A 20,537-nucleotide genomic window follows, 5' to 3' on the forward strand; every position below is an offset into this window, starting at 1 on the left:
ACCTCATGAGTGGGAGGCTATATGAATTACCGCCCATTCACGAAAATCGCATCTCCAACTAATGGAAATGATAGACCACCCCTACACTGATCGCGTCGAAAATAGCATCTGAAGTATCGGTATAGCGCATATAGTCGGCATTGATCACCAGGTTGGGCGCTATGCTCATTTCAGTTCCGAACCCACCTGAGAGATCGGCCACGTTATCGTCGCCGGGAGAGAAATCGCCACCGAGTACGCTAAACCCCAATAATGCATAAAGATGTAGCGCACGATCGATAGGCAGTATGAACTTCCCATAGGCTCCTGCCAGAAAATCCAGGTCACCGCTCGTGCGCTTCTCCTTGTCAGTTCCACCCGTTGCTAACTGACCTTCCACACCGAGAAATTCATTGAACAACTCCCCGGCACGAAGCCGCACGCCAAGATCGTTAACGGCAGGCGCCCCCTCGGGATCGTACTCCCACAAGAAGGCATCGGCAGCGACATACTGCTCGCTGTGGCTGTCATGATATGCATGTACAGGCACAGCAAGCAGTCCAAGGCATATGACGAAACTACCGAACACAAGAGGAGAGTTCATGCAGTGTCTCACTTCGAGAGAAGTAGTTTCTGTCCTGTCTGACTATCGTTTGCCATGGCTCAGGCGAAGCTCAAACGGCGTGTTCCTTATTCAAGCGTTCTGCCTGTGCTTCAGCGTCTCTCTGGTTGTCAAAACGATCCACGACCAGGCGATCCGCATGGGAACTGGGCGATCGACTATCGACGACCCAGAATTCTTCTTTTTCTTGAGCACTGGCTGGCGAAACGCAAACAGCTTTATAAACATGATAGATAGGCATCTTCCCCTCCAGTATTGACTATTAGCAACATTTATTAAGACAGCTGATAGATCATAGATTTTTGCAAAGGAAGTTATGCGTGTCAGGGCCAACCTCTTTTCTTCCTCTATAATGAAGTATAAATCATTTTCACCATCTACGCCCCATGATGTATGCAATCTATGATCCGCATCAAGAAAACAATGAAAACCAACTAACACCTCAAGAATTTAGAAAATACTGGCAATAACGTTTTATGAATTTCAACATTTATATCTCTATTTTAGGTTGTTGGCATGCAAAGAAAAGTTCCTATAGAGATGGCTACTATTTCTGACATTCTTGGACAAGCCATCGAGCACGAATCCGATGAAATGAAGCGTTACCATAGCTTGGCATTGCGCTATGTCACGTTCCGATCCAGCCTGGCACAACAGATGGCAGATATAGCCAATGAATGCTAGGCCCGGCTGAATAGGCTCGTCGATGCGGATATCACCGCTAATGCCGTACATTGCGACAGTTTCATGTCCTTGCCATTAATGACCAGCGTAACGCTGAAAGGCAGGCCCTTCTTTATTTTCAGCGAAGCGGCGGCATTTCAATTACTGGACGAAGCGCATTACCTTTCTCATCGTTCCTTACGTCAGTACCAGACATGGACACACCGACTCCACCATGGCAAACTAGGCACCTTGTTCAGTGATATTCTTGCACAGAAAGGCGCCGAATGCAGAGTTCTGCATGTCTACCAGACTCAATGGCCCTATTGTTCTCCTTGCCTTGCAGCCTGGCCCCAGGCTTGTGATAAACGATACTGATACACAGCAAAGACAAGCGGGCCAGCAATCCTCTCTTTGTTATTCGTTAGCTCACCATTGTTTTATGCCCGGCTTTTGCCTTGCCTGGAAGATGTACTCTCGGCCCTGCTTCGAGATGCTGTGGACTTAGAAGAAGCAGACGCTACATTTTTTTCTGTTGCTTCCTTGGTAGCGGCCTCTATCTCGCTCCCGGCAGCCTCCGATGCCTTATCTATCGCCTTATCGACTATCTGCTTGCTGGCCTCGTTGACATGATTGGATAAATCTTCAACTTGATGGGCAACTTGGCTTCCCGCTACGGAGAACGCCTTGCTCAACTCATCCCGGAATTCCATGCTTAGATCGGTCATGGTTCGGAAGTCACCCATCATCTGATCGACCCAGCTGCCGAATAGATCGCCGTAATGCTGGGCATCGCCAATGCTCCGCAATCCATTGGCCACTTTCAGTTGCTCGGTGCCCAAATGACTGTAACGCTGCATGGTCTCCAACTGAAACTGGATAGCCTTCTGCATATTATCGAACATGACATTGTTTACTCTGGCCCACGGTTCGAAGGCATTAAGCACCTGATCGAAATAGCTACTGGCATTTTGTTCGCGTTGCATAACAGCCTCCCATAGAGAAATTACAATTCTGTGACGAGCGCTACATTAAAGCCAACACAGCAAACGTAACTTACTGTTCATTTTGCCAATTCCCTTTAATTCGCGTTACGCACATTGTATAGCAAGAAATGGTTACTTTTTATTGACAGAAATCATAAAAAACACCAACAAGCATTTTCCTCGACTCTCACGCAACCTAAGAAATATAGTTTATAGAAAGGCTTATCATTTCACCGACTCAGCAATATCAATCAAGGATTCGTAATCCTTGATACAATACTCATGACCATGCGCAGTCAGAATCCCAGTTTTTTGAAGTCGGCTGATCAGACGGCTGGTGGTTTCAAACGCCATGCATAGATAATTGGCAATATCACACCGGGTCATCGGTAACCTGAACTGATAGGGAGAGAACCCCTGAGCCTTGAAACTATTGGACATGATCAAAAAGAAACGCGCCAAACGAACATCCGAGGCTTGGCTCATCATGTGCCGCATACATGAACGCTCTCTCTGCATGGCCCGGCTCAAGTAACCCAACAATTGCAAATGATTTTCTTGTGCACCGGGAAACTCCTCGAGTCGCGCAAACGGGATATGCACCAGACCGACAGTATCCAATGCTGTGACTTTTCCTAGGTATCGCCTGTCCTCGATGGCGTCCAGCCCGATGACATCACCAGGAAGAAAGAAATGCGTGATTTGCTCATCGCCGTTTTTGGACCGGTGACTCTGCTTCAACATGCCACACCGGACGATGTACAGGCCATGAAAGGATTCATCTTGCCTGACAAGCACTTGCTTTCTTCTAAGTGCAGGCAGCGAACGGCAGGCGCCTCGGAGGCCATCAGTTTCAGTCAAACCGGCAACTTTCCCCGTCGAGGGCTGGTTGAACAGGCTGGCTGTTCTTGGCCGCGCCAACTTCATGCTCGGCAGCTCCTTCACATATTCATTCTAGCATTGCGCCTCAATGATCACTAGCGCTCGTATAATGAGACCCGATGAAAATTAATTCTTTCATCCACTTGACTGCTAACACAGTGGATGCGACGGGCTCAGCCAGTATTTGAAACTCGCTATGCTGGCAATGCGGGCAGGTAGGCAAGGGGAACCCTACCGGGGCGTAGACCATACCTTGACAGCATCGGCACTCAAAAAGACGCCGACTCTGCTCAATACTACCAGTCTTATTGTACACTCCCTGTATCATTCCCTCCCCCTTGCACAACTAGCATATAAATTAACGACTAATAATTTTCCGTCATGGCAGCAGGACCCAATTCGCCTCTAACCTAACAAATGTTAACTACGCATCCAACTAAAAAGCATGCTCCATTAGCCACTACCAGTTAATCAAAGACCACACTTTGAATATCTTTTTAGGACAAACTTAAGTTAACCTCAATTCTTTTTTACAAAAAAAATTACACAACAAAATCCCGCACAAGAAACAGCAATGAAAATATAATATATACCGTCTCCTTTAAGTGACAAAAAAGCCGAACTGTCGCCATACACAATCTAAGTAAATTCGAATGATTAAATTTAAACCAAAGTTTACTGTCACAATTTAAGACGGCCCATCTTTATTAACTAGGTCGGAAAGCGGATGAGGCGTGAGCGCAGCTCGTAAGGCATTGAGTATCGCCATGACATCAATGACTTCCTGAAGAATCGCCCCATGGACGGGAGATAAGTAGCCCATGGAAGCGATGCCGACTGCCGCCAGGCTCAGGCCCATGCCACCGACGGCGCTTTGCAGGGCGATCGTCCGCATGCGCCGTCCGATATGCAACAATTCATCGACACGGCCCAGGCTGCTATCCAGCACGACGGCGTCAGCGGCTTCCGAGGCAACCTCACTGCCCTGCCCAAAGGCTATCCCGACAGTCGCAGCAGTGAGCGCAGGTGCATCATTGGTGCCATCGCCCATGAACAGAGTCGGCGCATCCCGGGTCGCCTCGCGTACGAGAGCGAGTTTCTGTTCCGGACTTTGGCCAGCGTGGATCTCGAATACGCCTATCTTGTCAGCGAGGTAGCGCACTTCGCTCTCGCGATCGCCCGACACGATCATCACCCGCTCGAAGCCGTGCAAGGGAGCTAGATGATGGATAAAGTCGCGTCCTTCCAGGCGCGGCTCGTCACGCAACCGAAACAAGGCTGCGTAAGCGTCGTCGACCAGGACGACACACTCCAGCCCACCAGCAGGAGGTGGCAACGTTGCAAGCAACTTCGGATGACTGGTCAGGAGCTTGCCACGTCCGGTGATCTCCAGGCGCTTGCCCGCCACCCTACCCTTTAACCCCTCGCCTGAGCATTCGCTGACTTCATCAGCGTCGCTCAGCGTCAGGCTTTCCTTCCGAGCCACTGCCAGAATAGCAGCTGCTAGAGGGTGTCGAGAGTAGCGCTCAAGGCTGGCCACCCAAGCCAGAACGTCTTCACGCGCCATGCCAGGCGCTGTCAGGATGTCCGTGACTGCTGGGTGGCCATAAGTCAAAGTACCAGTCTTGTCGAAGATCGCTATTCGGCAGGTGGCAATCTGTTCAAGCAGGCCGGGGTTGCGGATGACGATCCCTCGCCGTGCCGCCAGCGAGACCGAGCCAATCACCGCCACGGGAATGGCGAGCAGCAATGGGCAAGGCGTCGCCACGACGAGAACACTCAAAAAGCGTACAGGGTCGCCGCTAATCACCCAGGCCAGCAAGGCAATACCTAGCGTCAGCGGCGTATATAATGCGCCAATACGGTCGCCGAGCCGGCGAAGCCGTGGCCGCTTCTGCTCCGATTCGCGCATGACCTGCATGATCTTGGCGTAGCGCGAATCGACGGCGCGAGACGTAGCCCGGATCGTTAGCCTTCCCTCACCATTGACGGTACCCGAAATGACGTTGGCGCCGACAGCCTTGGGCAACAGAAATGGCTCACCCGTCAGATAGGCTTCATTCATGGTACTCTGGCCTTCGAGCACAATGCCGTCGACAGGGCATGTCTCATGCGGGTAAACCGAGACTGAGTCGCCTACCGCAACGTCATCGAGCGCGACATCCTCTGCTTGCCCATTGCAGAGACGGTGCACCACGCTGGGCATGCGATTCGCCAACGCCTCAAGCGCGAACGAGGCACGGCGTACGGCCCACCCCTCGAGCGCCTGCCCTCCCGACAGCATTAATACGATCAACGCCCCCGCCAGGTATTCATCGAGCAATAGCGCGGTAAGAATGGATGACCCGGCCAGAAGGTCGGCGCCAAATTCGAACTTGACCAGCTTCTTCGCCAGGTCGAACAACAGCGGAATACCGGCAGCCAAGGCCAAGAGCAGAGGCAGATCGACCATTGCGATACCAGATTGCTCGGTCCGATACCCTAGCCCAAAACGCAATACAAGATGAATGGCGATGGCCAGCAAGACCACCAAAGCAATCAGGGATTCCCGGTTGCTGACAAGCCGACCAAGCAAAGGGAAACTTGGCATCGTCGCGATCTCATGAAACTAACACGACACTTCTTTTATAAGGCTGGAGTGTTCAGTTGTTGTCTTCCGGCGGGATAAATGCCTCCCGATGGAAAGCGATGGCGTTATCGACTTCCTTAAGGCCGGTGACCCCTGGTACGGGTGGCTCGCTCCCCGCCAAGACATCAAGCACGCTTCTTACCCCTTGCGACAATGACGTGAGGTTGTACCCCCCCTCCAGCACGAAAACCAGGCGACCATCACAATGTCGACGAGCCAGATCCTGAACGATACCGGTCATTGCGCCGAAGCCTTCATAGGAAACACTAAGTGCCAAATCGTTCCAATGCGGATCGAATCCCGCCGAGACGAGAATCAGGTCAGGCTGGAACCACTCGGCGGCAGGCACGAGGATTTCGCGAAAGGCTTTTATATAGGCCGTATCCCCGGCGCCGGCCGGCAGCGGCACGTTGACCGTCGTGCCCTCCCCCAAGCCACCTCCAACATCTTCCAGGTTGCCAGAACCGGGAAAGAACGGTGCGGCACGGTGAATGTCGAAAAATAGCACACTAGGGTCGGCCCAGAAGATCTCCTGTGTACCGTTGCCATGGTGGGCATCCCAGTCGACGATCATTACTCGAGAACAGCCAAGGGCAGCCCTGGCATGTGCGGCAGCCACGGCGACATTATTAAACAGGCAGAAACCCCGGGCGCGCACCGACTCGGCGTGATGGCCAGGGGGCCGAACCAGGGCAAACGCCGATTCCGCCCGTCCCGACATGACTGTCTCCACAGCAGCCACAGCGGTACCGGCGGCGACTTCCGCCGCTTCGATACTGCCTGGCGATATGGCCGTTGTATCCACATCAAGCCATGCCTTCTGACCACGCAATCGATAGAGGGATTCCAGATAGCCCATCGTATGCACTCGGCACAGCTGCTCGTGAGTCGCCTGGGCACCTGTCTCAAAACGCACGCCGGGGACAGGACTGCGCTCGAGCAGTTCAAGTATCGCGGTCAACCGGCCAGGATGCTCGGGGTACTTCCAAGCCACTCCCAATCCCGCCAAAATTTCCCGCAGGCGCTTATCCATGCGCCGGGAAAGAAAGGCACCATGACTGTCGGGCTGATGTGCCAGTACGCGGTCATCATAAAAAACTATAACACTACCTCTTTCAGCCACTTTGCCTCCTTCGAGAGCTTGCCCTCCTTCAACGCCGTGTGCGGCTACTTCAGATATTTATAGTCTAGCCAACAAGCGAAATCTGACATTTAGAGAACAGGATATAGGTCAACAAATTCCCGATTCCTCCAGGCGATGCCTGAGAACTGAAATGGCATCCATCAAGGGAGACAGAGGCGGCCACCGAGCGCATCACTTTAGATGCAGAGGCGTCTCGCTCCTTGCCGATTGCTGACTATGCTGACGTTTGTGGAAGCCAAACGGCCATGGACAGCCATGTGTTTCCTCACGTTCAGAACAAACAAATCTTTCATGGTATTTCAACTTTGCCCATATCACGCGTTACCAAGATCACTGCCAACATGTGCGCAGATGTTGAAGGGTTCGATGCTCTGGCCGAGCTTGCCCTGGATCTGCGCTCGTCTTGGAATCACACGACCGATCGGCTATGGCGCACGCTAGACCCGGAACTCTGGGAACTGACCCATAACCCTTGGGTCGTGCTGCAGACGGTTTCCCGGCAAACGTTGGAGCGGCTGCTCGCTTCGCCCGACTTCCGCCAGGAAATGGAAGCGCTTCTCCAGGCTCGGCGGCACGCCAATCAGCTACCTTCCTGGTTCCAGAACTCCTACCCTCAGGACTCGCTGGGTACGGTCGCCTATTTCTGCATGGAGTTCATGCTCAGCGAAGCCCTGCCGATCTATTCCGGCGGTCTGGGTAACGTCGCTGGCGATCAGTTGAAAGCCGCCAGTGACCTGGGTCTGCCAGTCGTGGGCGTGGGCCTGCTGTACCAGCAAGGCTACTTTCGCCAGATCTTCGACCTGCATGGGAGACAACAGGCGCTCTTTCCGTATAACGACCCAGGGCAATTGCCGATCGTTCCCTTACGCTCCGCCGATGGCGAATGGCTGCGGATCAAGGTCGAGTTGCCGGCGCATGCTGTCTGGCTGCGTGCCTGGGAGGCCCAGGTCGGTCGCGTGAAGCTGTACCTGCTGGATAGCAACGATGCCGCCAATATCCCCGTGCATCGAGGCATTACCAGTGACTTGTACGGTGGGGGACCGGAGTTGCGGCTGTTGCAGGAGTTAGTGCTCGGCATCGGTGGATGGCGCCTATTGACGATGCTGGATATCGAACCGGAAGTCTGCCACCTGAACGAAGGGCACGCTGCATTCGTCGTGCTTGAGCGGGCGGCACATTTCATGCGCTCACATGCCTTGCCATTTGACGCTGCCCTGGACGTTACCCGCGCAGGTAATGTCTTTACGACCCATACTGCAGTAGCGGCGGGGTTCGACCGCTTTGAACCCAGCCTGATCAGGCAATACCTGACGGCTTATGCCGAGCAGACATTGGGTATACCCGTAGAGTCGTTACTGACACTGGGGCGGCAAGATCCTGAAAATCCACATGAACCATTGACTACCGCTTACCTTGCGATACGTGGCAGCGGTGCGGTCAATGGCGTAAGTCGCTTGCACGCTCGCGTCAGCCGCCATCTGTTCGCCCCGCTCTTTCCCCGCTGGCCTATCCACGAGGTCCCGGTTGGCCATGTCACCAACGGTGTTCATGTACCAAGCTGGGACTCGGTGGCAGCCGATGAATTATGGACCGAGGCCTGCGGGCACGATCGCTGGCTTGGCACAGTGGCGGATGTCGTCGAGCCAATCCGTCACGTCTCCATCGCGCAACTCTGGCAATTTAGGTTAGCGGCAAGCACGGTACTGGTCGACTATATTCGCGAACGGCTGTCTCGCCAGTTGGCGGCTTCCGGTGCGCCCTCTCATGACATCGAAGCGGCAAGACATGTCTTCGATCCCGATGCCTTGACGTTGGGCTTCGCTCGCCGCTTCGCCGAATACAAGCGACCTAACCTGCTTCTGCATGATCCGGAGCGCCTGCTCAGGCTATTGAACGACCCTGCCAGGCCGGTACAACTCGTTATCGCTGGCAAGGCTCACCCGGCAGACCTGAGCGGCCAGGCCATGATTCAGGCATGGCTGCGTTTCATCCACCGTCCGGAAGCCCGGGGACGTGTCGTATTCCTGAGCGACTATGACATGCAGGTTGCCGAGCAATTGGTCCAGGGCGTCGATGTCTGGCTCAACACCCCACGCCGACCCTGGGAAGCGAGTGGCACCAGTGGCATGAAAGTGTTGGTGAACGGCGGCATCAATCTTTCGGTTCTGGATGGCTGGTGGGCGGAGGCCTATTCCCCTGGCGTGGGCTGGTCGATAGGAGACGGTCTCGAGCATGACGATGTTGCCGCCTGGGATGCTGCCGAAGCTAATGAACTGTACGAACGTCTCGAACGGGAAGTCATTCCTGCTTTCTATGATCGCGATGAATCGGGAGTCCCCTATGCCTGGGTCAGCCGCATGCGTGAGAGCATGGCCACGTTGACATCGCGGTTTTCCACTAATCGTTCGCTACGCGACTACCTCATACAATATTACCTTCCCGCTGCCAGGAACTTTCGTCATCGCGTTGCCGAGTGTCAATGCGGCGCCTACCTTCACCGGACACGGTACGGCCAGCAGCTCTTCGATACCCGGCGCTGGGCTGGAGTGCATTTTGGCAGATCCTCGACTGTCAGCCATGAGGGCCAGCGCCACTACGAAGTCGAGGTTTACCTGGGTGATGTTGCTCCCGACACCGCACAGGTCCAACTCTACGCCAGTGAAATGGCGGGAGGGGATCCCGAGATCATTCCCATGAAGCGTGTACGACAACTGGCCAACGCCGCCAACGGTTATGTCTATGAGGCCATGAGCACGACACACCGGCCCGAGACCGACTACACGGCCAGGATCATCCCTCGCCTTCACGACCGAGCGATCCCCTTGGAAAATCAGCATATCGTCTGGCAGAGATGAGACCAATCAGCCTCGCGCCCTTTCAATCATAGCGATACGAGCAGCGGAGGAAACACTCCTACATATGTGCTTCCGAAAACAATCGCCTACGCCGCTGGCGACCTGGCCGGCTGAACGATGGCAGGTAACTCTTTCATCAGGTGTGCCCGAATGTCCTTTTCCTCCAAATGCACGAAGTCCTTGCCCAGCTCCATGAATACGCTTTCAACCACCGGCTCGGACAAGGCCTCGCGGAGAAAGCCAAGCAGCTTGGGCGGCGCGCACAGCACAAGACGTTGGAAGTCGTCCCGGCGCAGATGGTCAGCCAGCAAGTCACCGATCAGGCCGGCAAAGCGAATTTCCTGCTGTGTCGTCGCGGAATGCTGTTTACTCATGGCATGCCGGCCCATGCCCATGGTATCGAAGGTTCGTCCGGGGCGATCGGAGTCGATGTCACTGTCATGCAAACGCCCCTTGGCATTGTTCAGATCCGCAATTTCCTCGAGTGGATCTTTCGGATGGCGAATGGTGAACAGACGAGCCAAGGTCTGGTCTGCGACTAAGATGCCAGTGGTCTTCATATGTTAACCTCGTATCAGGCGCGGCCAGTCAATAAAAAGTGATCTGCGTATATCAGGTGCCAAACGGATAGGTTTCTGGAATGTCTTCTCGCTGCCAGGGCTCACGTTTGTCGAAAGGCTCCGCGGCACTCGTTTCATCCAGATGGAAAAGTGCATCGAACTGCTGAGGCAAGGAGGCGCGAAGATAATGACTGCCCCGCTCCGTCTCGGGGCGATAGATCACCCCAATGGCCCGCTCCAGCAACCTGGCACGCAAAGGGTCGGCATGCATGCCTTCCAGTGGCAGATAGAAACGGTCCAGTCCGCTGCGGTGAAATAGACGTTCGTAACTGTCTTCGTGTGAAGGCCGGACCCAGCGGTGCTCGACCGGAGCATCCCAGTCCCGGGCTGCCGAGACATAGCCCGTATGCGTGGTGAAGCCGACCAGCAGTACACGACGGCGACCGAAGCGCTGCCGAGCCAGCTGGCCAATACTATGCTGGCGTCGCCCCCACCCCATTTCCGTTCCACGCGCGTCGCCAAGGTGAGAATTGTGCGCCCAGACAACGACTCGCCCTCGCCCGCCCTGACTGCGAAGGTAGTAATGCAGTTCGGTCAAGGTGTCAGTCATATGCTTGTCGCGCAGGTTCCAGGTATCGACTCGCGCCTGGAACGTGGCGCGGTAATACTCTTCAGCATTGACCACGACCCGCGCATTCTGCTCGGCAAAGAATTGTTCATCCGAGGCCAGCCGCCCGTCATGAGCGAGGTAATCCCCAGCCTTGTTGATCAACTCGCATAACAGCTGCACGGAGGCTTCTTCACAGGAACGACTCAGCCCAAAGGCGACATTGCGGCCATACTGGAAAGGGTCGCCATGATGGTCGAGACAAGCATAACCATGTCGCGCCAATTCGGCCTGCTCGGGGTCGATCTGCGATAAATAGGCAATCACAGCCTCGGCGGAACGATGCAAGCTATAGAGGTCGAGACCATAGAATCCAACCTGCTCCGCCAACGGCTTATCAGCGTTATGCTCATACAGGTTAGCAATGAAGTCGCGAACATCGTCGTTGCGCCACATCCATTGGGGAAAACGCTGAAAATCGCCGAAGGCTTCCATCAAGGAATCCTGGCTGATGCCTCTCACGTAGCGGTTGAGGCGCAGTGCATCGGGCCAATCGGCTTCGACCAGAACCGCTTCGAACCCCTTTTCCTCGATCAGACGCTGGGTAATCTCCCCGCGCATGAGATAAAACTCGGCCGTGCCATGGGACGCCTCGCCGAGTAATACGAAATCGCGTTCCCCGACTTGTTCGAGCAACGCGTCGTAATCGCTGGAGCGTTCGTTGAATCGGGTGGCAAGCTGACGAACGCAAGTGAGTGAAGTAACCATGGCTGCGGCCTCTCGCCAAGCTCAACCAAAGTCTAGAAGACAGGGAGAAGTCGTGAGGAACTAGTCGTCAAAAGCTTGTCGCGGAGCAAACTTGGCTAGATTAATGCTGGTTCTTCAAAAGCTTGGACCAAGCTAGCCACTTCAAAATGCATACTTCCGCACCATTATTTTCCAGTAGCTTGGCTACAATGAGTGTTACCTCCCTTTATCAAAGCTCTGACATCGTATGGAGTCACTCATGGCTTATCAGCTCGGTGATGCCTTGTTGGTTGTCGATATGCAACGTGACTTCTGTGAAGGCGGGGCCTTGCCCGTCCATGGGGGAGCGGCGCTGATGGAAGGTATCAATGCCGAGGCGAATGATGCCCAGGCGGCCGGCGCCCTCATCATTGCTACCCGGGACTGGCACCCGGTCGGGCACTGTAGCTTCTCCAGCCAGGGCGGACCGTGGCCTGAGCATTGCATTCAGGACACGCTGGGCGCTGAATTTCATCCCAGCCTGCAACTACCCGAAGGCACCATCATTGTCAGCAAGGGTACCGCATTCGACCGCGACGCCTATTCCGCCTTCGAGGGCACGGGCCTGGCCACGTATCTTAGAAAGCATGGCATCGTTCGTGTCATTGTCTGCGGCCTCGCCTTGGACTTCTGCGTCAGGGCGACCGTACAGGATGCTATTAAGGCTGAATTTCAGACCCGCCTGTTGAGCCGATTCACGGCCCCGGTGGTTACTTCCAATTGCGAGGCCTGTGAACAGGAGCTGCGTCATACCGGATGCGAGATTGTGGCATGAATAAGCCGGTACCACCCCTTGAGCCCGGTTCAGATCTGGCTCTATTTACCGACCTGTATGAACTCACCATGCTTCAGGCCTACTGGCATGAGGCGATGTCAGATCGCGGCTAGAAGCGGGCTGGACGAATACCTGATCGAGCGTTTGGTGAATACCGGCGCTCCCATCGATGTCTTTGGTGTCGACACGGCATTGGGCGTATCGTCGGATGCGCCAGCCATCGAGCTGTCCTACAAGCTGGTCGACTATGCAGGCGAACCCAGGTCAAAGCGCTCTCCGGGCAAGGCAAACCTGCCAGGCTGCAAACAGATCTATTGGCGTACGGATGACGAAGGGCTCTTTGTCAAAGACATACTGGCGCTGCGCGATGAAACGGTCGCGGCCGTTCGCGCCCTACTGCGTCCCCAAGTCACGCAGGGGGCGGTTGATGCAGCTTTTCTAGCCGAGGCCAGAAAAGCTGACGAGACGGTACGCGCCAATCTGGCCGGCTTGCCCACAGGCTTGATGCATCTTACGCAGCCTTGCCCCTATCCTGTTGTGCTGAGTCCACAGCCCTCTGAGCTGTGTATCTGATTATGTCTCACCCTGTTCTCAAGGCTTCCAAACGCGCCAGATAAGCACAGGTTTGTTGATAATCGTCAAACGCAAGATGGGAAAAGCGCGTTACAACAGCATGGCTTCTTTACGTTAGAAGGAAGTGACACTTGGCCAGACAAAGGAACATCGTCAACCCATGTGTCGCCCACGCAGCCCCGATCGAGAGTGGAGCGATTCCGTGGAATTCAAGGATTATTATCAGGTATTGGGCGTCGACAAGGCCGCGACCATTCCCGACATCAAGAAGGCCTATCGCAAGCTGGCGCGAAAGTATCACCCGGATATCAGCAAGGAACCCGACGCGGCTCTGCGCATGCAGGAAATCAACGAGGCCAAGACGGTACTTACCGACTCCGAGAAACGGGCTGCCTATGACCAGCTTGGCGAGCGCTATCATGCCGGACAGGAATTCCGCCCACCGCCGGACTGGGATGCCGGCTTCGAGTACTCGGGCGGTAGTTTCGAGGATGTCGACCTGGGCGAGTTCAGCGATTTCTTCGCCAATCTGTTCGGCCGTGCCAGCCGTGGGCGCTCACGCGCCCACCACAGCTACCAGATGCGTGGCGGTGATCGTCATGCCAGGATCTTCATTGACCTGAGCGATGCCTACCACGGCGCTACACGCACCGTGACGCTGCATGTCCCGCAGACCGATCCTGAGGGGCATGTCTCGCTGCAGGAGCACAACCTCAAGGTACGCATACCCAAGGGCATCAAGGAAGGGCAGCACATTCGTCTGGCGGGCCAGGGGCACCCCGGGGCCGGCGGAGGCGAGCCCGGGGATCTCTATCTGGAAGTGCATTTTACGCCGAGCCCGGATTATCGCGTGGAGGGCAAGGATGTCTTTGCGATCTTGCGGGTCGCTCCTTGGGAAGCGGCTCTCGGCAGCGCCATCAACGTCCACACGCCCTCCGGCGAGGTACATCTGAAGATACCCAAGGGCTCGCAGGGTGGCCGCAAACTACGCCTGAAGGGGCGCGGCATTCCCGGCGCTGAGCCCGGCGACCTGTACTTCGTGCTGGAAGTGGTACTTCCACCGGCCAATACCGACAAGGCGCGTCAGCTTTATGAAGCCATGGCGCGTGACATGCCGTTCAACCCGCGTCAAACGAGGTAGGAACATGGCTGAAAACAATCCAGTCAACGGCGTCGTACTCGACGAGGCCAGTCTGACCCTGGAGGAGTTCGCTCGTGCCTGTGCCGTCGAGCGGCAATGGGTGGTGGAACGAGTCGAGGGCGGTATGCTCGGCGACGGCTCGCGCTATGCCTCGCAATGGCGTTTCACCAGTCGCGACCTGACCCGAGCACGACGCCTGCGCCAGATGGAATACGACTTCGATGCCGAGCCGGAACTGGCCGCTCTTGTCGCGGACCTGTTCGAAGAAGTGGAGCACCTGAGGAAACGGCTCAGGGCTGCCGGAATCGACACCGGTTGAGCCGCTACTGGCTGGCCAGTTGCGGGGCTGGGCTGTCGCAATGAAGAAAGCGGGAAGAGTTCAGCCAGTCTGCATCGGGATAATAAACGAACAGGTACTGGCCATCCTTGATGCTATCGATCAGTGGAGAGGCGATGTCCTCTCGCACTGCCGGGCATCCGTGACTACGCCCCAGCCGCCCGGTCTTTGCGATGAATTCCTCATCGGCGTAGTCGGCGCCATGGATGACAATCGCCCGCTCGAACGCCTTGTCGTTGACGCCCGGCTCCAAGCCTTCCAGGCGCAACGAGTAGCCGTTACTGCCCTGGTAGCTGTTCAGGGTCCGGAACAGCCCCAGGCTTGACTGCCAACTATCGGGTACGTTTGAAAAAGCCATTGCCTGGGCGTTGCCCGAACCACGACCATGCGCGACGAGTTCCTTGAACGTCAGCGTACGATTCACGAGATCGAAGACCCAGAGCCGGGGCTGGGTGGATGGTAGTGAGTAATCGATGATGGCCAGCTGGTCGGCATCTCTCCCGGCACACGAGACTGCGCGTGCCGCCAGGCGCAGGACCCGACGATCCGCCTCAGGAGCCAGCGTAGACAACATGCGGGCCAGTGGCTGCGTTTGCGACGAATGTGCCGGGACAGTGCTTGTTTGGGCAAGGAGCTCGCCGGCTCGCGCTTGCTGCCCCAGCAATGGCAGGACAAGGACCAGCGTGGCGAACAATAGGTTAGGCAAAGGGCGGCGTAACATGAAAACGATACCAGTCTGAGTATACGACACAGGATAGTTACCGAAATAGTACCCGAGAGATCGGGAATCGACATGCCTAAAACCAGCGAGATGTTGCGATGCGCTTTCAAATGACGCCAAGAGGCCTTCTGCCCGGCTTTCTTCTATTGCTGATTTGCCTAACGATAGCCTCGGTCCAAGGCGACGACGCGATCCCCAAGGAAGGCATCAAGGCTCTCATCATCGGACAGGAAGGAGACGGCGATAGCCTGCTCCGCCAGGTTTACGAAGAGCGCGATTTCGAGCCCGCCTGGAATGATGAGGCCACGCTTGCCGCTTTCATCGAGGCGTTGCCCTCCTTGGCCGACGATGGCCTGGATCCGGCCGACTATGCCGTAAACATTCTGCAGGAAGTATATCGGCAGGTTCAGGCGACGGGAACAGCACTCCAACGTGCACGCTTCGATGTTAATGCCACCCGTACCTTCCTGTTGGCACTGCGTCATCTGCAGCGTGGCAAGGTCGACCCCTATGCCATCTATGCCCGCTGGGAGGTGCCTATCGCCGAGGCGACGCTAGCTCCCTCGGACGTATCGAATACCATCGATACCCGGCAATTCGCGCAAGCCTTTGCCGATGCGCGCCCAGCCTATCCTCCTTACGAACACCTCCGCTCGGCGCTGGCAAAATACCGCCGTATTCAGGCCCTGGGTGGCTGGCCCATGCTTCCTTCCCGCGATCAATCGCTGCAACCGGGCGAGACACACGAAGACGTTTTGCTTCTTCGCCAGCGACTGGCCATGATCGGCGAGACCATGCTGTCGCCCACCAACGCCCCCGACATGTTGCCGACCCGCTATGATGAGGCCTTGGCGGCGGCAGTCCGCCGGTTTCAGAAGCGCCACCTGCTCCAGGCAGATGGCATCGTCGGTCCGCGTACACGAGCCGCTCTCAATGTCCCGGTCGGCACACGGATCGATCAGATCCGGGTCAATCTCGAGCGGGCTCGCTGGCTACTGCATGAGTTGCCCGACACGTTCGTGCTGGTGGATATCGCCGGCTATCGGCTCAGTTACTTTCGTCCCGATGGCCGGGTCTGGCGCACCCGTATCGTGGTTGGCCAGCCCTATCGCCAGACCCCGTCGCTTCGCTCCGAGATCACCCACGTCACAGTCAATCCGACCTGGACCATACCACCCACGATCCTGCGCCAGGATGTGCTGCCCCAGGTGCGTCGCGATCCGGGCTACCTGGTCCGGCATAGGATCCAGGTACTGGACGGGTCGGGGTATCGCCTGGACCCCTTTACCATCGACTGGACACGCCCCGGCAATGTCATATTGCGCCAGGTAGCTGGCCCCGGTAACGCGCTTGGCCAGGTCGTCATCCGCTTTCCCAACCAGCACCTGGTTTATCTTCACGATACGCCGGCGCAAGCCTTGTTCGCCCAGGAGCAGCGCGCCTTCAGCTCGGGCTGCATCCGCGTCCAACAGGTTCTCGAACTCGTCCAGCATCTGTTCGATGATACCGGTACCGACCAGCACCTCGCCTCGCTCGTCGCAACCGGACAGACGCGTAACGTGCCTCTTTCCCGCACGGCCCCACTTATCCTGAGCTATTGGACCGCCCAGGCAGACGAGGCCGGCTTCGTCACCTTCCGCCCGGACATCTATCAGCGAGACGCTCCCCTGCTCGCGGCTCTGGATCGTCCTTTCATCTTGCCCGACATGAGGCCAGCATTTCACGCTAGCGATCAAGCAACGAATGACTAGCCTAAAATATTTGTAAATTTTAGTTACCATAAACGTCGCTTTGTTGACGAGCATCACGGTTTTCCACCGCAGGGTCTGGAATGATGCTTTCATGACAAAGGGAAAGTGTCTAAGGAAACGATGCAGGAAGCATCAGGCCTCAAGGACGCAAGAGGCAGGACGCCTCAGGATAAGGCAGGATGACCGGCAGGATGCCGTTTGGCCAGGAGGCCGACGCAGGGAGCGATTTGGTTACAGCAGGACGCGAACAGACATAAGGGCCTCGTCCAGGGACTGGCGAGGCCTTTTCATTGCCAGCTCAGGCTCGTTCAATCGGTCAACGGCATTCCCGGCTCGGCTGCCAGCAGCGCTCTTCCGTGGAATAGCGCAATTCCAGCCGCTGCCCGGCGCCGAACGGGTGTATCTCGTCGCGGAACATGACCCGTTCCGGCCCAGACCAGCCTTCCGGCGCCGTTAGGGTTAGGTGCTCGCCTTCCACATCGAGTTCGAGCCAGCATCCGCGATAGCGCAACCGCAGATGCAAGCCACCCAATGCCTCGGGCAGGCAAGGATTGAGCCGCAGCATGCCGTCGCGGACTTCCAGCCCAGTGTGGCCGCGCTGGATCAAGTCGACGCTTCCCGCCATGGCGCCTAGGTGGATGCCTTCCGGGGTCGTGCCGCCCTGGCTGTCCTCGATGTCACTCCGCAGCACCTGCTGGAACAGCTCCCAGGCCTGAAGTCGGTCTGCACGCGCCAGTACCCAGGAGCTCACGACCCGACTGAGTGTCGACCCGTGCGAGGTGCGCTGCTGATAATAATCGACAGTGCGCGGAATCAGCTCACCGGAGAACGCATAGCCGAGCTGGGCGAAGATGTCGCCCAGTTCCTCGGCGGAAAAGAGATAAAACAGCATTAGTACATCAGACTGCTTCGAGGCCTTGTAGCGATTGACGGTATCGCCCTCCGCCTCGAGCAACCGGTCCAGGCGATGGATATCGCCATAGCGTTCGCGATAACCGGCCCAGTCGAATTCCTGCAATTCTTCGTACCCCTCGAACTGACTGGGAACTCCATCGGCATGGAAGGGCACGAAGAGCTGCTGGCCGATGGTCATCCACTGGCTAACCTCACGGTCCGAAAGCCCCAGCGCCTCGTTCAGTTCCCCTCGCCGCCGCTCGCCGATCAGGTCGTAGGCATTCACTGCACGCCCCAGCACCCAGGCCACCATGACATTGGTATAGGTATTGTTGTCGAGCCCTGGAATCTGGATATCGGGGTAGCGGTCGTGAAATTCGTCGGGCCCCATCACGCCACGAATGTCGTAACGCTTGCGCTGCGTATTCCAGCTGGCGGCACTCGCCCAGAAACGAGCGATCTCGAAGAGCATCTCGGCGCCATAATACGCCAGGAACTCACGATCCTCGGTGACCTCGTAGTAACGCCAGACGTTATAGGCCACGGCGGCATTGACGTGGCGCTGTAGCGAACTGTTGTCGGGTATCCAGCGCCCTGACTTGGGATTGAGATGGACCTGCTGGCTTTCCTCGCGCCCATCGCTGCCGCTTTGCCAAGGATACATGGCGCCCCGGTAACCGGCCTGGCGGGCCAAGTAACGGGCCTCGTCCAGGCGCCGATAGCGGTAGCGCAGCAGCGCACGGGTAATCTCGGGAATGCGATAGTTCAGAAACGGAAAGATGAACAACTCGTCCCAGAAAATGTGACCACGATAGGCTTCGCCATGCAGTCCCCGGGCCGGCACGCCGATATCCAGATCGACGCTGTGTGGCGAGACCGTCTGCAGCAGATGGAAGATGTGCAGACGCAGGATCATCTGCATACGCCCACCGCCATCGAGCCCGATATCGCATCGCTGCCAGAGATGCTGCCAGGCTCGCCGATGACTATTCAGCAGTTCGTCGAACGCTCCTGCCCTGGCCGCCGCCTGACAAGCGGCGAGCCTGGACTCGGCAATCGCGCGGTCGCGCGACGTATACAACGCCACGACCTTTTCGACCACGGCCTCGCCGCCTGCCGCAAGTTCGCACGTCATCTCCTGGGCGATGTAACCGGCGTCTTCGATGAGCTGCCGCTTGCCCTCGATCTCCTGGCCGGCGACGCGCAGATGCGTGCGTGCCGCCTGGGCGATGCGTAGTTTGGATTGACGGGTTTCGACCTGCAGACAGATCGTGTCGTCGCCCGGCGTATCCGTCGATAGCGGGGCCAGGTGGGTGCTGGACAACTGCCGATAACGCTCAACGCCGGCATTGATCACCCGCCCATCCAGGGCCGACCGCACGGTGATGCGCCCCGCCCAGTTTTCGGGGCGAATGCGCCATTCGATGGCGCCCAGATGAGGCTGGGCCATATGTACCAGTCGCTGTGTGATCAGCGTGGTCTCACGCCCCTGATGGTCGCGAAAGAAGAGCTGACGCTTGAGCACGCCAGCCTCGATATCCAGGGATTGGCGATAATCGAGCAGTTCCACCTCCATGAGGTTGAACCAATCGCCGCCCTCGGGCCGAAAGGTCAGGCACAGCCAATTGGGCAGGTTGACCAGATCCTCGTTCTCGATGACTCGCCCGGCAATTTCCGTCGACAGGCGATTATAGCCTCCTGCCAGGTAGGTTCCCGGGTAGTGGAACTCGCCCGCCTCCGTCTCGCCAGCAGCCCCACGAGTCGCAAAGTAGCCGTTGCCCAGCGTACATAAGGCTTCGCGCAAGCCCTCCTGGGCCGGGTCAAAGCCATGATAGTCAAGCGTCCAGTCGTTCATGGCTCGCCGTCCGGCATCATCATTTCGGCCAGATCCTCGACGACGACGTCAGCGCCATGCGCCAGCAGCTCGTCGCGCTGCTGGGCACGGTCAATGCCGACCACCAGCCCGAAGCCTGCTTTGTTGGCTGCCTCGACGCCCGAGAGCGCATCCTCGACCGCAAAGGCCTCCCCCGGAAACACCGACAGCAGGCTGGCCGCATGGCGGAAAATGTCGGGGTTAGGCTTTCCATGTAGCTCCAGCCGCTCGGCCTCGATACCGTCGACCACTGCATCGAATAGGTGGTCCAACCCTGTCCTGATGAGGATACTTTGGGCATTCTTGCTCGACGAGACCAGTGCTGTCTGCAACCCGGCCTTGCGTATCGACTCGATGAACGCTACCGACGAGGCGAAGACATCAACCCCCTCTGCCGCCAGGAACTGCTCGAAGTAACGCTGCTTGCGATTGCCCAGACCGCAAATGGTCTCCTCATCGGGCAGGTCCTCGGGCGAGCCGAACGGAAGCTGAATGCCGCGGGCTTCCAGAAAGCTGCTGACACCGTCATAGCGTGGCTTGCCGTCGACGTAACGGCGATAGTCGTGTTGGGGATCGAATGCCCGGAAGGGCTCACCATCGCGCTCGGCACGCTCGGCCAAGTAGCCATCGAAGAGCTTTCGCCACGCCTGGCAATGAGTACGTGCCGTATCGGTCACGACGCCGTCCAGGTCGAAGATACCGGCCCGATAGTCGGTTGGCCTTATATCCTGTGAGTGCACTGCTGGTCGCATCGCAAGC

Annotated in this window: 17 protein-coding genes; 6 read left to right on the top strand and 11 right to left on the bottom strand. The window is 56.9% G+C overall.

Annotated elements, in window-relative coordinates; translation table 11 throughout:
- Window positions 1-58: 58 nt before the first annotated feature.
- From MHM84_RS13985 to MHM84_RS14010, 6 genes are all read right to left on the bottom strand, one after another.
- Entirely contained in the window at window positions 59-583 is a 525-nt protein-coding gene (locus tag MHM84_RS13985) for an outer membrane beta-barrel protein (protein WP_239266976.1), read from the bottom strand.
- 70 nt (window positions 584-653) lie between these two features.
- The gene (locus MHM84_RS13990; protein WP_239266977.1) at window positions 654-842 is read right to left on the bottom strand and encodes a hypothetical protein; all 189 of its coding nucleotides are present in this window, start codon (window positions 840-842) and stop codon (window positions 654-656) included.
- 862 nt (window positions 843-1,704) lie between these two features.
- The gene (locus tag MHM84_RS13995) at window positions 1,705-2,250 is read right to left on the bottom strand and encodes a phasin family protein (protein WP_239266978.1); all 546 of its coding nucleotides are present in this window, start codon (window positions 2,248-2,250) and stop codon (window positions 1,705-1,707) included.
- Window positions 2,251-2,475: 225 nt separating this feature from the next.
- The gene (locus tag MHM84_RS14000) at window positions 2,476-3,177 is read right to left on the bottom strand and encodes a helix-turn-helix domain-containing protein (protein ID WP_239266979.1); all 702 of its coding nucleotides are present in this window, start codon (window positions 3,175-3,177) and stop codon (window positions 2,476-2,478) included.
- Window positions 3,178-3,820: 643 nt separating this feature from the next.
- Window positions 3,821-5,722: a heavy metal translocating P-type ATPase gene (locus MHM84_RS14005; protein ID WP_239266980.1), complete on the bottom strand. Its 1,902-nt coding sequence runs from the start codon at window positions 5,720-5,722 to the stop codon at window positions 3,821-3,823.
- 52 nt (window positions 5,723-5,774) lie between these two features.
- A complete protein-coding gene (locus tag MHM84_RS14010) occupies window positions 5,775-6,755 on the bottom strand; it encodes a histone deacetylase (protein WP_239266981.1) in 981 nt (326 codons plus the stop codon).
- Window positions 6,756-7,246: 491 nt separating this feature from the next.
- Between MHM84_RS14010 and glgP the strand changes: the two genes are divergently transcribed.
- Window positions 7,247-9,760, top strand: coding sequence for an alpha-glucan family phosphorylase (gene glgP / locus MHM84_RS14015; protein ID WP_239266982.1), 2,514 nt, complete (start codon window positions 7,247-7,249; stop codon window positions 9,758-9,760).
- Between the two features lie 86 nt (window positions 9,761-9,846).
- On the opposite strand, the gene MHM84_RS14020 is transcribed toward glgP, so the two are convergent.
- Together MHM84_RS14020 and MHM84_RS14025 are read right to left on the bottom strand one after the other, a co-directional pair.
- Window positions 9,847-10,320, bottom strand: a complete 474-nt coding sequence (locus tag MHM84_RS14020; protein ID WP_239266983.1) for a host attachment family protein — start codon at window positions 10,318-10,320, stop codon at window positions 9,847-9,849.
- A gap of 52 nt (window positions 10,321-10,372) precedes the next feature.
- On the bottom strand, window positions 10,373-11,695 hold the full coding sequence (locus tag MHM84_RS14025; protein ID WP_239266984.1) for an erythromycin esterase family protein: 1,323 nt from the start codon (window positions 11,693-11,695) through the stop codon (window positions 10,373-10,375).
- 238 nt (window positions 11,696-11,933) lie between these two features.
- Between MHM84_RS14025 and MHM84_RS14030 the strand changes: the two genes are divergently transcribed.
- From MHM84_RS14030 to MHM84_RS14045, 4 genes are all read left to right on the top strand, one after another.
- Complete coding sequence (locus tag MHM84_RS14030; protein WP_239266985.1) at window positions 11,934-12,488, top strand: nicotinamidase; 555 nt, start codon at window positions 11,934-11,936, stop codon at window positions 12,486-12,488.
- 18 nt (window positions 12,489-12,506) lie between these two features.
- Entirely contained in the window at window positions 12,507-13,061 is a 555-nt protein-coding gene (locus MHM84_RS14035; protein WP_239266986.1) for a hypothetical protein, read from the top strand.
- 160 nt (window positions 13,062-13,221) lie between these two features.
- The gene (locus MHM84_RS14040; RefSeq protein ID WP_239266987.1) at window positions 13,222-14,202 is read left to right on the top strand and encodes a DnaJ C-terminal domain-containing protein; all 981 of its coding nucleotides are present in this window, start codon (window positions 13,222-13,224) and stop codon (window positions 14,200-14,202) included.
- A gap of 4 nt (window positions 14,203-14,206) precedes the next feature.
- On the top strand, window positions 14,207-14,521 hold the full coding sequence (locus tag MHM84_RS14045; RefSeq protein ID WP_239266988.1) for a chaperone modulator CbpM: 315 nt from the start codon (window positions 14,207-14,209) through the stop codon (window positions 14,519-14,521).
- A gap of 4 nt (window positions 14,522-14,525) precedes the next feature.
- On the opposite strand, the gene MHM84_RS14050 is transcribed toward MHM84_RS14045, so the two are convergent.
- Window positions 14,526-15,260 (bottom strand): murein L,D-transpeptidase catalytic domain family protein, encoded by a 735-nt coding sequence (locus tag MHM84_RS14050; protein ID WP_239266989.1) that lies wholly within the window; start codon window positions 15,258-15,260, stop codon window positions 14,526-14,528.
- A gap of 110 nt (window positions 15,261-15,370) precedes the next feature.
- Here MHM84_RS14050 and MHM84_RS14055 point away from each other — a divergent pair, with 110 nt between their 5' ends.
- Window positions 15,371-17,011, top strand: coding sequence for a L,D-transpeptidase family protein (locus MHM84_RS14055; protein WP_239266990.1), 1,641 nt, complete (start codon window positions 15,371-15,373; stop codon window positions 17,009-17,011).
- Window positions 17,012-17,327: 316 nt separating this feature from the next.
- Here MHM84_RS14055 and MHM84_RS14060 read toward each other — a convergent pair whose 3' ends face one another.
- Window positions 17,328-19,760 carry a glycosyl hydrolase family 65 protein gene (locus MHM84_RS14060; protein ID WP_239266991.1) on the bottom strand — a complete coding sequence of 811 codons (2,433 nt, stop codon included), beginning with the start codon at window positions 19,758-19,760 and terminating at the stop codon, window positions 17,328-17,330.
- Entirely contained in the window at window positions 19,757-20,530 is a 774-nt protein-coding gene (locus MHM84_RS14065) for a beta-phosphoglucomutase family hydrolase (RefSeq protein ID WP_239266992.1), read from the bottom strand. The genes MHM84_RS14060 and MHM84_RS14065 overlap by 4 nt, the downstream gene beginning before the upstream one ends.
- Window positions 20,531-20,537 lie beyond the last annotated feature (7 nt).

The organism is Halomonas sp. McH1-25, from assembly GCF_022348165.1.
Classification (GTDB): Bacteria; Pseudomonadota; Gammaproteobacteria; order Pseudomonadales; family Halomonadaceae; genus Modicisalibacter.